This is a genomic window from Cellulosimicrobium sp. CUA-896 (assembly GCF_001942335.1).
In the GTDB taxonomy this organism is placed as follows: domain Bacteria; phylum Actinomycetota; class Actinomycetes; order Actinomycetales; family Cellulomonadaceae; genus Cellulosimicrobium.
On the sequence record NZ_MKKH01000030.1, the window covers coordinates 1 to 14,582 of the forward strand.

The 14,582-nt window shown below is 75.6% G+C and carries 11 protein-coding genes, 8 pseudogenes and 1 riboswitch; of the genes and pseudogenes, 17 read left to right on the forward strand and 2 right to left on the reverse strand.

Translation table 11 applies throughout. The features are described 5' to 3' along the window. From BJF88_RS10620 to BJF88_RS22020, 5 genes and pseudogenes are all read left to right on the forward strand, one after another. Positions 1–1,356: pseudogene (locus BJF88_RS10620) on the forward strand (RsmB/NOP family class I SAM-dependent RNA methyltransferase); the annotation flags it as partial. Between the two features lie 75 nt (positions 1,357–1,431). After that, complete coding sequence (locus BJF88_RS10625; protein ID WP_075828771.1) at positions 1,432–1,671, forward strand: helix-turn-helix domain-containing protein; 240 nt, start codon at positions 1,432–1,434, stop codon at positions 1,669–1,671. Continuing rightward, a pseudogene (locus tag BJF88_RS23570) lies at positions 1,668–1,988 on the forward strand (HipA N-terminal domain-containing protein); the annotation flags it as partial. The gene BJF88_RS10625 and the pseudogene BJF88_RS23570, both read left to right, overlap by 4 nt. Beyond that, positions 1,871–2,419, forward strand: a pseudogene (locus BJF88_RS23575) (hypothetical protein); the annotation flags it as partial. The pseudogenes BJF88_RS23570 and BJF88_RS23575, both read left to right, overlap by 118 nt. Beyond that, on the forward strand, positions 2,353–2,943 hold the full coding sequence (locus BJF88_RS22020) for a HipA domain-containing protein (protein WP_369824572.1): 591 nt from the start codon (positions 2,353–2,355) through the stop codon (positions 2,941–2,943). The pseudogene BJF88_RS23575 and the gene BJF88_RS22020, both read left to right, overlap by 67 nt. Positions 2,944–2,964: 21 nt before the next feature. On the opposite strand, the gene BJF88_RS10640 is transcribed toward BJF88_RS22020, so the two are convergent. Next, entirely contained in the window at positions 2,965–3,507 is a 543-nt protein-coding gene (locus BJF88_RS10640; protein WP_075828773.1) for a GNAT family N-acetyltransferase, read from the reverse strand. A 37-nt stretch (positions 3,508–3,544) separates the two neighbouring features. On the opposite strand from BJF88_RS10640, the gene rpe reads away from it, so the two are divergent. The 9 genes and pseudogenes from rpe (at position 3,545) to BJF88_RS10680 (ending at position 10,115) form a co-directional block, all read left to right on the forward strand. After that, positions 3,545–4,210, forward strand: coding sequence for a ribulose-phosphate 3-epimerase (rpe, locus tag BJF88_RS10645; RefSeq protein ID WP_075828774.1), 666 nt, complete (start codon positions 3,545–3,547; stop codon positions 4,208–4,210). Positions 4,211–4,429: 219 nt separating this feature from the next. Next, a riboswitch (FMN riboswitch) is annotated at positions 4,430–4,556 on the forward strand. Positions 4,557–4,761: 205 nt separating this feature from the next. Beyond that, positions 4,762–5,828, forward strand: a pseudogene (ribD, locus tag BJF88_RS10650) (bifunctional diaminohydroxyphosphoribosylaminopyrimidine deaminase/5-amino-6-(5-phosphoribosylamino)uracil reductase RibD). A 17-nt stretch (positions 5,829–5,845) separates the two neighbouring features. Further along, a complete protein-coding gene (locus BJF88_RS10655; RefSeq protein WP_075828797.1) occupies positions 5,846–6,457 on the forward strand; it encodes a riboflavin synthase in 612 nt (203 codons plus the stop codon). Between the two features lie 119 nt (positions 6,458–6,576). Further along, positions 6,577–7,050, forward strand: a pseudogene (locus BJF88_RS23580) (3,4-dihydroxy-2-butanone-4-phosphate synthase); the annotation flags it as partial. Continuing rightward, positions 7,033–7,875: pseudogene (ribA, locus tag BJF88_RS23585) on the forward strand (GTP cyclohydrolase II RibA). The pseudogenes BJF88_RS23580 and ribA, both read left to right, overlap by 18 nt. Then, on the forward strand, positions 7,872–8,339 hold the full coding sequence (gene ribH, locus BJF88_RS10665; RefSeq protein WP_075828775.1) for a 6,7-dimethyl-8-ribityllumazine synthase: 468 nt from the start codon (positions 7,872–7,874) through the stop codon (positions 8,337–8,339). The pseudogene ribA and the gene ribH overlap by 4 nt, the downstream one beginning before the upstream one ends. 78 nt (positions 8,340–8,417) lie before the next feature. Continuing rightward, positions 8,418–8,681, forward strand: coding sequence for a phosphoribosyl-ATP diphosphatase (locus BJF88_RS10670; protein ID WP_075828776.1), 264 nt, complete (start codon positions 8,418–8,420; stop codon positions 8,679–8,681). Between the two features lie 73 nt (positions 8,682–8,754). Continuing rightward, positions 8,755–9,609, forward strand: a complete 855-nt coding sequence (gene hisG / locus BJF88_RS10675; RefSeq protein ID WP_075828777.1) for an ATP phosphoribosyltransferase — start codon at positions 8,755–8,757, stop codon at positions 9,607–9,609. A 17-nt stretch (positions 9,610–9,626) separates the two neighbouring features. Next, on the forward strand, positions 9,627–10,115 hold the full coding sequence (locus tag BJF88_RS10680; protein ID WP_075828778.1) for a PH domain-containing protein: 489 nt from the start codon (positions 9,627–9,629) through the stop codon (positions 10,113–10,115). A gap of 128 nt (positions 10,116–10,243) precedes the next feature. Here BJF88_RS10680 and BJF88_RS10685 read toward each other — a convergent pair. Next, positions 10,244–12,129: pseudogene (locus BJF88_RS10685) on the reverse strand (DEAD/DEAH box helicase). A gap of 440 nt (positions 12,130–12,569) precedes the next feature. Between BJF88_RS10685 and BJF88_RS10690 the strand changes: the two are divergent. The 3 genes and pseudogenes from BJF88_RS10690 to BJF88_RS10700 all read left to right on the forward strand — a co-directional run bounded on the left by BJF88_RS10690 (position 12,570) and on the right by BJF88_RS10700 (position 14,508). Then, positions 12,570–13,216 (forward strand): annotated as a pseudogene (locus BJF88_RS10690) (CDP-alcohol phosphatidyltransferase family protein). A 186-nt stretch (positions 13,217–13,402) separates the two neighbouring features. Continuing rightward, entirely contained in the window at positions 13,403–14,179 is a 777-nt protein-coding gene (locus BJF88_RS10695) for a DUF881 domain-containing protein (RefSeq protein WP_075828779.1), read from the forward strand. Continuing rightward, positions 14,176–14,508, forward strand: a complete 333-nt coding sequence (locus BJF88_RS10700) for a small basic family protein (RefSeq protein WP_075828780.1) — start codon at positions 14,176–14,178, stop codon at positions 14,506–14,508. The genes BJF88_RS10695 and BJF88_RS10700 overlap by 4 nt, the downstream gene beginning before the upstream one ends. Positions 14,509–14,582 lie beyond the last annotated feature (74 nt).

The window sequence follows — 14,582 nt, forward strand, 5'->3', positions numbered from 1 at the left end:
ACGTCCTGCGCGAGGTCGACGCTCCGACGCCTACGCCAACCTCGTCCTGCCCCCGCTCCTGCGCGAACGCGGCATCCGCGGCCGCGACGCCGCTTCGCCACCGAGCTCGCGTACGGCACCCTGCGCCTGCGCGGCCGCTACGACGCCGTCCTCGCGCGCTGCCTCGACCGGCCCCTCGACCGGCTCGACCCGCCCGTCCTCGACATCCTGCGCCTCGGCGTCCACCAGCTCCTCGCCATGCGCGTGCCCCAGCACGCCGCCGTCTCCGAGACCGTCAGCCTCGCCCGCGCCCGCACCGGCGCCGGCAGCGCCCAGCTCGTCAACGCCGTCCTGCGCAAGGTCGCCCGCACCCCGCTCGACGACTGGCTTGCCACGATCACCGCCGACGCCCCCGACGAGCTCACGGCGCTCGCGGACACCGGCTCCCACCCCGTGTGGGTCGCGCGCGCCCTGCGCGACGCCCTCGCCGGTACCGGCCGCGACCCCGCCGAGCTCGCCCGCCTCCTCGACGCCGACAACGACGCACCCCGCGTCACCCTCGTCGCCCGCCCCGGCCTCGCCGACACCGACGAGCTCGCCGACCAGCGCACCGCCCCCGGACGCTGGGCACCCACCGCGCTCGTCCTCGACGGCGGCGACCCCGCCGCCTACGCCGCCGTGCGCGACGGTCGCGCCGGCGTCCAGGACGAGGGCAGCCAGCTCGTCGCCCTCGCCCTCGCCGCAGCCCCCCTCGACGGACCCGACGCCCGCTGGCTCGACCTGTGCGCCGGCCCCGGCGGCAAGGCCGCCCTCCTCGCCGCCCTCGCCGCGCAGCGCGACGCTCGCCTCGTCGCCAACGAGGTCCAGCCCCACCGCGCCCGCCTCGTCACCCAGGCGCTCGCGGCCGTGCCCACCTCCGCCGTCGAGGCCGTGCGCACCGGGGACGGGCGCGACGTCGGTCGGGACGAGCCCGGCGCGTACGACCGCGTCCTCCTCGACGCGCCGTGCACCGGCCTCGGCGCCCTGCGCCGCCGTCCCGAGTCGCGCTGGCGCCGCACCCCCGGCGACCTCGCGACCCTCACCGGCCTCCAGCGCGAGCTGCTCGCCTCCGCGCTCGACGCCGTGCGGCCCGGGGGAGTGGTCGCCTACGTCACGTGCTCCCCGCACCTGGCCGAGACCCAGGTCGTCGTCGCCGACGTGCTGCGCCGCCGCGACGACGTCGAGGTCCTCGACGCCCCCGCCGTCGTGCGCGACGTCGTGCGCCCCGAGGCGCGCGACACCATCGACCTCGGCGACCGCCCCGACGTCCAGCTGTGGCCCCACGTCCACGGTACCGACGCCATGCACATCACCCTCTTGCGGCGCACCATGTCGTGATATCTCGACGCTCCTCCGGTGTCGCGATAACCTGCGCCCGAGCGGCGCCAGAACATCTCGACACCGGAGGACCGCATGGCCACCACGGACCAACCCCGCTGGACCCGCCCCCGCAGCGCCACCGACCTCGGCCGCTTCGTCCGCCGCGTCCGCCGCCACCGGGGCATCACCCAGGAGGCGCTCGCGGCCGACCTCGGCATCACCCGCCAGTACCTCTCCGAGCTCGAGAACGGTGCTGAGAACCTCTACGTCCGCCGCCTCTTCGAGATCTTCGACGAGCTCGGCATCGACGTCCGGCTCGAGGAACGCCCGTGACCGACACCCTCGACGCCTGGCTCTACGGCACCCACGTCGCCCGCCTCCACCGCGCCGGCGACCGCACCGCACCCGGCGTCGAGCTCACCTGGACCCCGGGCGCCCTCGACCGCTGGGGCGTCGGCGCCCGCGTCCTGTCCCACCTGCTGCCCACCACCGACACCACCGAGCAGGCACCCCACCCCGCCAAGGTCGCCGCGTGGCTCGACGGCCTGATGCCCGAGGGTCGCACCCGCGAGCAGATGGCCCTCGACGCCGGCGTCGACCCCGACGACGCCGTCGCCTTCCTCGCCCGCTACGGCGCCGACACCGCCGGTGCGCTCGTCCTCCTCCCGCACGGGACCGCCCCCACGCCACACCGTGCCGAGCCCCAACGCCTCGACGACGCCGGCGTCGCGCGCCTCCTGCGTGCAGCGATCGCCCGCGCCGGCGGCGCCGGACGCACCGAGCACCTCACGAGCTCCCTGCCCGGCATGGAGCCCAAGATCACCCTCGTCCACGACAACCACGGCTGGGCCCGTGCCCACGGCACCACCCCCACCACCCACATCCTCAAGGCCGCCCGCCCCTCCGACTCGCCGACCGCCGACCTCGTCAACACCGAGCCGCCGCCCTCGACCTCGCCCGTCGTGTCGGCCTCACCACCGTCGACGCCCACGTCACCGAGCTCGACGGCGAACGCTGCCTCGTCGTCACGCGCTACGACCGCGTCCCCGGCCCCGACGGCGTCCAGCGACTCCACCAGGAGGACACCGCACAAGCCTCGGCCTCAACACCCGCGACCCCGAACGCAAGTTCCAGCACGGACGCGCACTGCCGTCCCTCGCGCGCATCGCCCGCACCTTGCAGGACGACGGCACTCGCCCCGACCCCCTCCTCGCCCTCACCACGTTCAACCTCGCCATCGGCAACACCGACGCCCACGCCAAGAACATCTCCGTGCTGCGCCACGCCGACGGCACCGTCCGCCTCGCCCCCGCCTACGACGTCTCCATGCACCTGCACCACCCGCACGCGTCCCGCGTCTTCGCCATGGACGTCGCCGGCGAACGCGACATGGACGCCCTCACCGGCGAGCACCTCGTCGCCGAAGGCGCCTCCTGGGGCCTGCCCCGACGCCGCGCCCACCGCGTCGTCAGCCAGACGCTCGAGGCGCTCGCGGACGCGCTGGTCGCCGTCGACCGTTCCGCGCACCCCCGGCGTCGACCGGCACGCGTGGCGCACCGTGGAGCAGCGCACGCAGGCCCTGCGGCGAAGCTCCCCGACGCCTGACCGTCCGCGGTGCGCCGGGCCTCAGGCCGGAGAGTCCAGCGCGCGCTGCAGGAGGACGGTGTCGACCCACCGGCCGTGCTTGAACCCGACGGCGGTGAGGCGGCCGGCCTCGACGAACCCGAGCCGCCGGTGCAGCGGGAGGGACGCCGCCGCCTCGGGCACGTCGGCGACGACCGAGACGACCTGCCGCGCACCGGCCCGGGCCGCGGCGTCGAGCAGGGCCGTGAGCAGCACCGTGCCGACGCCCTGCCCGGCGTACCCGGGGTCGAGGTAGATGGTGTCCTCGACGGTGTGCCGGTAGGCCGCCTTGGGGCGCCACGGGCCTGCGTACGCGAACCCCGCCACCTCGCCCTCGACGTCGGCGACGAGGAACGGCAGGCCGCGTCCCGCGAGGTCGTCGTGCTTGGCGGCCCACCGGGCGACGTCCCACGGCTCGGTCTCGAACGTCACCGCGGTGTCGCGCGCGTACGGCGCGAAGATCTCCGCGACGCGGCCCAGGTCCGCCGCGACGGCGGGACGGACGGACGCGGGCGACCCGGCCGCCGGGGGAGGGGAGTGGTCCACCGGACGAGGGTACGGCCGTGCGCCCTACGCTGGCCCCATGTCCGCCCTCATCGCCCCGAGCATCCTGTCCGCCGACTTCGCCAACCTCCAGCGGGACCTCGATGCCATCTCCACGGCCGACTACGCCCACGTGGACGTCATGGACAACCACTTCGTGCCGAACCTCACGCTCGGTCTGCCCGTCTTCGAACGGCTGGCCGAGGTGTCGCCCGTCCCGGTCGACGCCCACCTGATGATCGAGGAGCCGGACCGCTGGGCGCCCGCCTACGCGGAGGCCGGGGCGGCGTCGGTGACGTTCCACGCGGAGGCGGCGACGGCACCCGTGCGGCTCGCGCGTGAGCTGCGCCGCCTCGGCGCCCGGGCGGGGGTGGCGCTGCGGCCGGCGACGCCGGTCGAGCCGTTCCTCGACCTGCTGGCGGAGATCGACATGATCCTCGTCATGACCGTCGAGCCGGGTTTCGGCGGGCAGTCGTTCATCGACGGGACGCTCCCGAAGATCCGTCGCGCGCGCGAGGCGGTGAGCGAGTCCGGTCTGGACGTGTGGATCCAGGTCGACGGGGGAGTGTCGCGGTCGACCATCGAGCGGGCCGCGGACGCCGGGGCGAACGTCTTCGTCGCGGGCTCCGCGGTCTACGGGGCGGAGAGCATCCCGGGGGAGATCCAGGCCCTGCGGGACCTGGCGGACGGCGCGCACGCCCACTGAGGGCTCGGGAGGGGCGGCACCGATACACGGGCGCCGCCCTTGCCGTCTCTCGTCACGGCGGGCACCGGCACGAGGCGCTCCGCGATCGCCTCTCGTTCTTCGAGTAGAAATAGTGTGCCAAGCGCACATCACCCCCGGTCGCCGGAGGGGAGACCTCGCGGCGACGGGCGATCACGAGCTGCGCGCACGGTGTGGCATCCTGGCAGCAGCAGTACGCACGAACGTGCTCCGGGGTCGGTGCAATTCCGAGCCGGCGGTGACAGTCCGCGACCCGCGCCCTACGCGCGGTTGACCTGGTGGAACTCCAGGACCGACGGTGACAGTCCGGATGGGAGGAAGCACGTGCGGCGCGGCCGTCCCCACGGCGCGTGCGACCCGACGACGTCGGCGAGCCGGCACCGAGGGGGCACCGGCCTCGCCGTGGTGAGCGACGGCACGTGGTGGGCCCCGTCGGGCCCGCTGCCTCCCCGCCGCCCGCCCTCGCCCCGGAGCACCCGTGCCCGGACGTGCGAGGTGACGTGGGCCCGCAACAGCTGACGATCGACGCCGCGATGGTGCGTGCGCTGGAGCTCGCTGCGCGCGGGCACGCCCACGGGCCGAACCCGCGCGTCGGGTGCGTGCTCCTCGCCCCGCCCGACGACGCCGCCGTACCCGTCCCTGACGGTGCGGCCCCCGACGCGATCGACCCTCGTCCTCGCACGGTGCTCGCCGAGGGCTTCCACCGCGGCGCCGGCACGCCCCACGCCGAGGTCGCCGCCCTCGCGGCGGCGCGCGACCACGCGTCGACGTCCGGGGGGCGACGGCCGTCGTCACGCTCGAGCCGTGCGCGCACACGGGGCGCACAGGACCGTGCGCGGACGCGCTCGTCGCGGCGGGCGTGGCCGAGGTGGTGCACGCCGTCGACGACCCCGACCCGCTCGCGCGCGGGGGTGGCGCGGTGCTGCGGTCGGCGGGCGTGCGCGTCGCCCGGGGGCTGCGCGCCGCGGAAGGCGCGGCGCTGCTGCACGTGTGGCTGACCGCAGTGCGGCGCGGCACCCCGTACGTGACGCTCAAGACGGCGACGACGCTCGACGGCTTCGTCGCGGCGCAGGACGGGACGAGCCGCTGGATCACCGGCCCCGAGGCGCGGTCGCACGCGCACCGGGTGCGGGCGGCCGTCGACGCGATCGCCGTCGGCACGGGGACGGTCCGGACCGACGACCCGGCGCTCACGGCGCGTGTGACGGGCGACGACGGCGTCGAGCGGCTCGCGGAGCACCAGCCGCTGCGGGTCGTCGTCGGCCACGGAGGCATCCCACCGCGGTCCCGGCTGCGCGGTGCCGGCGGACCGCTCCTGCACCTGCCCACGCACGACGTGGGTGAGGTGCTGCACGTGCTCGCCGCGCGGGAGGTCCGGCACGTGCTCGTCGAGGGTGGGCCGACGCTCGCGACGGCGTTCCTCGTGGCGGGCGCCGTGGACGAGCTCCACGCGTACGTCGCCCCGGCGCTGCTGGGCGCGGGCCGGCGCGCGGTCGGCGACCTGGGCGCGCGGACGATCGCGGACGCACGGCGGTTCCGCACGGTGGAGGTACGGCGCGTCGGCGACGACGTGCTGACGGTGTCGAGGTCGGTTCGATGAAGGGCAGGGACGACAGCATGTTCACGGGGATCGTCGAGGAGATCGGCACGGTGCGGGACGTCGCGTTCCCGGGCGGTGCCGGGACGGACGCCGTCCTGGTGGTCGAGGGGCCGCTCGCGACGTCCGACGCCGCGCCGGGGGACTCGATCGCGGTCGACGGCGTGTGCCTCACCGTCCGGGACCTGCCCGGCGACGGGACCTTCACGGCCGACGTCATGCCGGAGACCCTGCGCCGCACGACGCTCGGGGGGCTGCGCGCGGGCTCGCGCGTCGACCTCGAGCGGGCGGTCCGGGCGGACGCCCGCCTGGGCGGGCACGTCGTCCAGGGCCACGTCGACGGTGTCGCGACGCTCGTGCGCCGTGACCCGGGCGACCGCTGGGACGACCTGCTCTTCTCCGCGCCGGCGTCGCTCCTGCGGTACGTGGCCGAGAAGGGCTCCGTCGCGGTGAGCGGCGTGTCGCTCACCGTCACGCGCGTGGACGACGCGACGTTCGGCGTCTCGCTCATCCCGACGACGCTCGAGGCGACCGTGCTCGGCGACCTCGCTCCGGGGGGCCAGGTGAACGTCGAGGTCGACGTGCTCGCCAAGTACGTCGAGCGGCTGCTCGCGGCGGGGGCGGCGTCGTGACCCGGCGCGCGGACCGGGACGCCCCGGCCGCGAGCGCCGGGGCGTCGCCGGGCGCGGGGGTGCGGCGGGGGACGGTCGAGGAGGCGCTGGCGGCGATCCGTGCGGGGCGGCCGGTGCTGGTGGCGGACTCCCCGGACCGGGAGGACGAGGCGGACGTGGTGTTCGCGGCGCAGGGGGTGTCGGCGCAGTGGGTGGCGTGGACGATCCGGCACTCGTCGGGGTACCTGTGCGCGCCGATGCCGGGGGAGCGGGCGGACGCGCTGGAGCTGCCGTTGATGGTGCCGCACAGCCAGGACCCGCGGCGGACGGCGTACACGGTGACGGTGGACGCGGCGTCGGGGGTGTCGACGGGGATCTCGGCGGAGGACCGGGCGCGGACGTTGCGGGTGCTGGCGGACCCGTCGTCGGGTGCGGCGGACCTGATCCGGCCGGGCCACGTGCTGCCGTTGCGGGCGGTGCCGGGTGGTGTGCTGCACCGGGCGGGGCACACGGAGGCGGCGGTGGACCTGGTGCGTCTGGCGGGTGCGGGCGAGGTCGGGGGGATCGCGGAGCTGGTGCACGACGACGGGACGATGATGCGGCTGGGGGACGCGGCGGCGCTGGCGGAGCGGGAGGGGTTGGTGCTGCTGACGATCGCGGATCTCGTGGCGTGGCGGCGTGAGCACGACCCGGTGCCGGCGTCCGGTGGTGCGACGGAGCGTGCGCGGGCGGTGCGGCGGGTGCACCGGACGGGGGAGGCGGAGCTGCCGACGGCGCACGGCCGGTTCCGGGTGATCGGGTACCGGGACCTGCGGACGGGGGCGGAGCACGTGGCGCTGGTGCCGGCAGCTGACACGCCGGGCGCGGGGAAGTCGGTGGGGTGCCGTCGGCGGGCGCGGTGTCGGACCCGGCGTCGGGGGGTTCGCGGGCCCCGGTGGTGCGGGTGCACTCGGAGTGCTTGACGGGGGGATGCGTTCGGGTCGTTGCGGTGCGACTGCGGTCCGCAGCTGCAGGCGGCGATGGAGCGGGTGGCCCGTGAGGGGGGTGCGGTGGTGTACCTGCGGGGTCACGAGGGCCGGGGGATCGGGTTGCTGGCGAAGATCGGGGCGTACGGGTTGCAGGACGCGGGGCTGGACACGGTGCAGGCGAACCTGGAGCTGGGGTGGCCGGCGGACCGGCGGGAGTACGGGGCGGCCGCGGCGGTGCTGGCGGACCTGGGGGTGTCGCGGGTGACGTTGCTGACGAACAACCCGGCGAAGGTGACGGGTCTGGTGGCGCACGGTGTGGACGTGGTCGGCACGGAGCGGCTCGAGGTGGGTCATGGTGCGCACAACCGGGCGTACCTGCGGACGAAGAAGGTGGCGATGGGTCATCTGCTGGAGACGGTGGAGGCGCCGTCGGGCGCGGGCGCCGAGGACGAGACGGAGGAGGGGCGATGAGCGGTGCGGGTGCGCCGTCGATCCGGGTGGACGGGTCGGGGCTGCGGGTGGTCGTGGTGGCGGCGAGCTGGCACGCGGAGGTGATGGACGGTCTGCTGGCGGGTGCGCGGCGGGCGCTGGCGGCGGCGCGGGTGTCGCACGTGACGGAGGTGCGGGTGCCGGGGTCGTTCGAGCTGCCGGTGGCGGCGGCGCGGGCGGTGGAGCACGGCGCGGACGCGGTGGTGGCGCTGGGCGTCGTGGTCCGGGGTGGTACGCCGCACTTCGAGTACGTGTGCCAGGCGGCGACGCAGGGTCTGACGGACGTGAGCGTCCGTACGGGTGTGCCGGTGGGGTTCGGGGTGCTGACGTGCGACGACGAGCAGCAGGCGCTGGACCGTGCGGGGCTGCCGGGGTCGCGGGAGGACAAGGGAGCGGAGGCGGCGGAGGCGGCCGTGGCGACGGTGGTGGCGCTGCGGTCGTTGTGACGTACCTCGCGGACCGGTCGGCGCCCGGTGGGCGGACCCGGTCCGGGCGTGCGGGGGTGGGCGGATACGCTGGGGCGCGTGAAGACGTTCGAGTCCCTGTTCGCCGAGCTGTCGGAGAAGGCCACGACGCGACCTGCCGGTTCGGGCACGGTCGCCGAGCTCGACGCCGGGGTGCATGCGATCGGGAAGAAGGTCGTCGAGGAGGCGGCCGAGGTGTGGATGGCCGCCGAGTACGAGGGCGATGCGAAGACGGCGGAGGAGATCTCTCAGCTGCTGTACCACCTGCAGGTGCTCATGCTCGCGAAGGGCCTGAGCCTGCAGGACGTGTACGAGCATCTGTGAGCGACGGTCTCGCCCGCTCGTCCCCGGCCGTCGCCGGACGGCTCTCCTGACTCTCTCCTGATCGAGGTTTCCCATGCTGCGCATCGCCGTCCCCAACAAGGGGTCCCTGTCCGAGCCCGCCGTCGAGATGCTGCGCGAGGCGGGCTACCGCCAGCGCCGGGACTCGCGCGAGCTGGTGCTGGCCGACCCGGACAACGACGTCGAGTTCTTCTTCCTGCGCCCGCGCGACATCGCGGTGTACGTCGGGTCGGGCACGGTCGACGTCGGCATCACCGGGCGGGACCTGCTCCTGGACTCCGGCGCGGACGCCGTGGAGCACATGCAGCTCGGGTTCGGCGGGTCCACGTTCCGCTACGCGGCCCCAACCGGGACCGTCTCGTCGCTCGAGCAGGTGCAGGGTCTGCGCGTGGCGACGTCGTACGAGGTCCTCGTGGGCGAGCACCTGCGCTCGCACGGGGTGGACGCGACGGTGGTCCACCTCGACGGGGCCGTCGAGTCGGCCGTGCAGCTCGGCGTCGCGGACGTCGTGGCGGACGTCGTGTCCACGGGCACGACGCTGCGCGGTGCGGGCCTGGAGGTGTTCGGCGACCCGATCCTCGTGTCGGAGGCCGTGCTCATCCGCCCGCGCGCGGTGGCGGAGGCGGACGTCCCGCCGGGCGTGGAGGTGCTCAGCCGGCGACTGCAGGGCGTGCTCACCGCTCGCCAGTACGTGCTCATGGACTACGACGTGCCCGTCTCGCTCGTCGAGCAGGCCGTGGCGATCACGCCCGGCCTGGAGTCGCCGACGGTGTCGCCGCTGCACGACCGCGACTGGGCCGCGGTGCGAGCCATGGTGCGCCGGGACCGCACGAACCAGGTCATGGACGCGCTGTACGACGTGGGCGCGCGCGCGATCCTCGTGACGCGGATCCACGCGTCCCGCCTCTGAGCCGGCGGCGTGAGGCGATGAACGCCGACCCGCGCGAGCCGGCGGGGTCGCCCGGCGATGACCCGTACCGCGTGTTCCGTCCCCGGTTCGGCCTCGCCTCCGCGTGGGCGACGGGCGTCGTCGTGGTCGGCGGGTGCGTCCTGGTGGGGTTCACCGCCTCCGGCGCGCTGGGGACGGCGCTGGTCAACCGCCTCTCGCTGGCGGTGTTCGCCCTGTTCGCCGCGTGGCTGCTGTGGCGGCTCGGCGGCGTCCACGCCGTCCCCAGCCCGCAGGGGCTGACGGTGCGCAACGTCATCTACACGCGCCGCCTCGACTGGGCGCAGGTCGTGTCCGTGCGCCTGGGCAGCGGGGACCCCTGGGTGCACCTCGACCTGGCGGACGGCTCGACCCTCGCCGTCATGGGCATCCAGACCGCCGACGGCGCCCGCGGGCAGGCCGAGGCGCGGCGCCTCGCCGCGCTCGTCCAGGCCCACGGCGAGGCGCCCGAGCACGACCGCCCCGGCTGACCCGACCGCCGCCGTGCGCGGCACGCCGGGTCGTGGCCGCCACGGGCGCCCAGTGACGACAGAGGCCCCCTGCGTCGTGCAGGGGGCCTCTCACGCACCCGCCGGTGGCGGGTCGGGTGCCGGTCCGGTCAGTGCGCGGCGCGGTGCCGGGCCTTGCGCTCGTCCCGCTCGTCGTGGCGGCCCGCCGGGCCGTGGCCCCCGCGCGGCCGGTCGGAGCCCGCGCGCGGGCCCTTGCGCGCCGCGGGGGCGCCCTCGTCGACGCGGATGCGCAGGAACTTGCCCGCGACGCGCGCCCTGGAGATCCGGTCCAGCGTCGCGGCGTCGAGCGGCGCCGAGATGTCGACGAGCGAGAACGACGGGAAGATGTCGATCTTGCCCACGTCCGACCCGTTGAGCCCGGCCTCGTTCGTCAGCGCACCGACGATCCCGCCCGGCTGCGCGCCGTGCGTGTAGCCGACCGACAGCCGGTACCGCGTCCCGGTCGCGTCGCGACGGATCCCGCGCGTACCGTCCCCGTCGCGGCGCCCCGACGCCCGCTCGCCGCGCGGACGGTCGCCCCCGCGCTCGTCGCGACGCGCCCGCGCCTGCTCCCGGGCCTGCTGACGCTCGGCCTCGAACCGCTCCTGCTCCTCGCGCGCCCGCGGGCCGTCGTCGCCGACCGCGAGCGCCGCCATCGCGGCCGCGAGGTCGACGGGGTCGACGTCGTGCTCGGCGACGAAGCCGCGGACCATGTCGGCGTACATCGACAGGCGCCCGGCCTCGCGGCGCGCGGGAACCTGCTCGAGCAGGCGGCGCACCTTGTGCGCGGACACGTCGGCGGGGGAGGGGATCTCCACCTCCTCGAGCGGGGTGCGGGTGGTGCGCTCGATGGCGCGCAGCCGGCCGCGCTCGTGGGGGGTGACGAAGCTCAGCGCCTCACCGGTGCGCCCGGCGCGGCCGGTGCGCCCGATGCGGTGCACGTAGGCCTCGGGCTCGCCCGGCAGGTCGAAGTTGACGACGAGGCCGATGCGGTCGACGTCGAGGCGCGGGCGGCGACGTCGGTGGCGACGAGGACGTCCAGGGCGCCGGACCGCAGGCGCTCGACGATCTTCTCGCGCTCCTTCTGTGCGACGTCGCCGGAGATGGTGGCGGCGGAGATGCCGCGCTCGACGAGGGCGGACCCGACCTCCTCGGCGGCGCCGCGCGTGCGGGTGAACACGATCGCGGCGTCCGCGTCCGAGGTGGCGAGGACGCGCACGAGGGAGCCGGTCTTGTGCCGGAACGGCACGACGGCGTAGGTCTGGCGCACGCTCGTGACGGTGGAGGACTGTCGCGCGACGGCGATCTCCACCGGGTCGACGAGGTGCTCCGCGGCGACACGGCGGATCGGCGCCGGCATCGTCGCGGAGAACAGCGCGACCTGCCGCTCGCGCGGGGCGCGGGAGAAGATCGTCTCGACGTCCTCCGCGAAGCCCATGCGCAGCATCTCGTCGGCCTCGTCGAGGACGAGGAAGCGGACGTCGTCGAGGACGAGGGTGCCGCGCTCGAGGTGGTCGATGACGCGCCCGGGGGTGCCGACGACGACCTGCGCGCCGCCCGCGAGCGCCCGCTGCTGCGGCTGGTAGGGGGAGCCGCCGTAGACGGCGACGACGTCGACCTTGGGCAGGTGCGCGGCGAACGTCTCGATCGCGTCGGCGACCTGCATCGCGAGCTCGCGCGTCGGGGTCAGCACGAGCGCCTGGACGTGACGCTGCGCGGGGTCGATCGCGGCGAGGAGCGGGAGCCCGAACGCCGCGGTCTTGCCGGTGCCGGTCTGCGCGACGCCGGTGATGTCGCGCCCGGACAGCAGTGCGGGGACGGCCTGCGCCTGGATGGCGGAGGGGGTGACGAACCCCAGGTCGGCGACGGCGCGCTCGAGCGGGGCGGGGAGCCCGAGCTCGGTGAACGTCGGCTCGTGCGCGGCGGCGTCGGAGGGGGTGGAAGGGGTGGAGGCGGTGTCGAGGGCGCGCGAGGGCGCGACGACGGCAGCAGTCATGGCGGGGTGAGGACCGTTCGTTCGGGATGAGGAGTGGCGTGCGGTCACCGGGTCGGTTCTCCGCAGGTCGCACTCCCGAACACACCTGCCGGTCGCCCGCCGCCGGTCGACGGCCGAGGGCTGGGGGACCGGCCACTCTCACAGAACACGCGGGACGAGCGACGAACTCCACAGGTTCGCACCATGCTACCGGAGCGCGCGGCCGTCCCCGCGGTCCGCGGGTGGTGACGTCCACCACCGGGCCGGGCGGGGACGAGGGGCGCAGCCGGGGCAGAGCGGGTGAATTCGGGCGTGCCGCCGGACGAGGTTCGCGGGCGCCCTCCTCGGCCGGTGAGCGGGTACGTAGGATGGTCGCGCGCGGCGCCTGCCGCGGGCCCGCGGGGCGGGGGGACGGAGCACGGACGGTGAGCGTGGCATCAGGGCAGCAGGTCAGCTCCCGGGTGCTGACCGTCCCCAACGTCATCAGCCTGCTGCGGCTGCTGCTGGTGCCCGTGTTCGCCGTGCTCATCGTCGAGGGGCAGGACGTGTGGGCGCTCGTCGTCCTCGCGGTGTCCGGGGCGTCCGACTGGGCCGACGGCGTGCTCGCGCGGCGGCTGGACCAGGTGAGCCGCCTCGGGCAGGTGCTCGACCCGGCGGCCGACCGCCTGTTCATCCTCGTCACCCTCCTGGGGCTGGCGTGGCGCGACGTGGTGCCCGTGTGGCTCGTCGTCGTCATCGTCGCGCGCGACGTCCTGCTGGCGGCCCTGCTGCCCTGGCTCGCGCGGCACGGCTACGGCCCCCTGCCCGTGAGTCTCGCGGGCAAGGCGGGGACGTTCGCGCTGCTGTACGCGTTCCCCCTGCTGCTCCTGGCGGGGCGTCCGGGTGGCTGGGCGACGTCGCCGCCGTCACCGGGTGGGCGTTCACCTGGTGGGGCATCGCGCTGTACTGGCTCGCCGGCGCGCAGTACGTGCTCCAGGCGCGCGCGCTGGTCGCGGCAGACACCAGGGCAGGAACCACGGCGGGCACCACGGCGGGCACCACGGCGGGCGCGGACGCGGACGACGACCGGCCGCACGCGGCCCCCGGGCCCGCGGGGGACGCGCGGTGACCGGCCCCTCGACGGGACGCGAAGGGCCCGCGCGCCGCCCTCCGCTCGACGCGTCCATGACGCTCCTCAACGAGGTCATGCATCGCCCCCTCGACCCCGGGTACGCCGACGCGGCCGCACGGCGGGCCGCGCAGGGCGCGCCCCGGCGTCGCCGCGCCGAGCGCGGTCGCGCTCGCCGCGCTCGCCGTGACGCTCGGCGTCGTCACCGCCGCGGCCGCGGTGGACCTGCGCGCGCCGCAGCCCGCCGTGCTCGCCGCCCGCGAGACGCTCGAGGAGGAGATCACCGACCGGCAGGCCGACGCCGACGAGCTCGCGACGCGAGGACGGGCGCTGTCCGCGGAGATCGAGCAGCTCCAGGACGAGGCGCTGGGCGCGGGCGGCGGCGAGGTGCTCGAGGGCCTGCAGCAGGAGGGGGTCCTCACCGGGTCCCGGGCGGTCGAGGGACCGGGCGTCGTCGTGACGCTCGACGACGGGGGCGGAGGTCTCGACCCGGACGACGACAGCTCCGACTCCCTCGTCAAGGACTCCGACCTGCAGCGTGTGGTCAACGGCCTGTGGGCCGGCGGCGCCGAGGCGGTCGCGATCAACGATCAGCGGCTGACCGGTCTGTCCGCGATCCGCGCCGCGGGCGACGCCGTCCTCGTCGACCTCCAGCCGCTCGTCCCGCCCTACCACGTCGAGGCGATCGGCGACGCGGACGCGCTGCGCACCTCCCTCGTCCGCACAGGCGCCTCGGACTACCTGCGGCTGCTCAGCAGCCAGTACGGCATCCAGTCCAGCACCACCGCGCAGAGCAGCCTCGAGATCCCCGGTCGCCCGAGCCCCACGCTGTACTTCGCGGACGTCCCCGGCGCGCCCGTAGACTCCGACCCGAACCCGGGCGGCGGCGGTCCTTCCGACGGCGAGCCGGACCTCGGGGACGGCACCGGTACCCGCGTCGAACGGCAGGAGAACGTCGAATGATCGCAGTCGTCGGACTGGTCGTGGGAGTCGTCGCCGGGCTCGTGCTGCAACCCACCGTGCCCGTCTCGCTGCAGCCCTACCTGCCGATCGCGGTCGTCGCCGCGCTCGACGCGCTCTCCGGCGGCCTGCGCGCGATGCTCGACGGGCTGTTCGACGACAAGGTCTTCCTCGTGTCGTTCCTGTCGAACGTCGTCGTCGCGGCCCTCATCGTGTTCCTCGGCGACCAGCTCGGCGTCGGCAGCCAGCTGTCCACCGCCGTCGTCGTCGTCCTCGGCATCCGCATCTTCTCCAACGCGGCCGCGATCCGCCGCCACATCTTCAAGGCCTGACCGTGCCTCGTTCACCACGCCCCACCCCGCCCCCCGAGCCCGACGGCACCGCCGACGAGGCCACCACCGTGCCG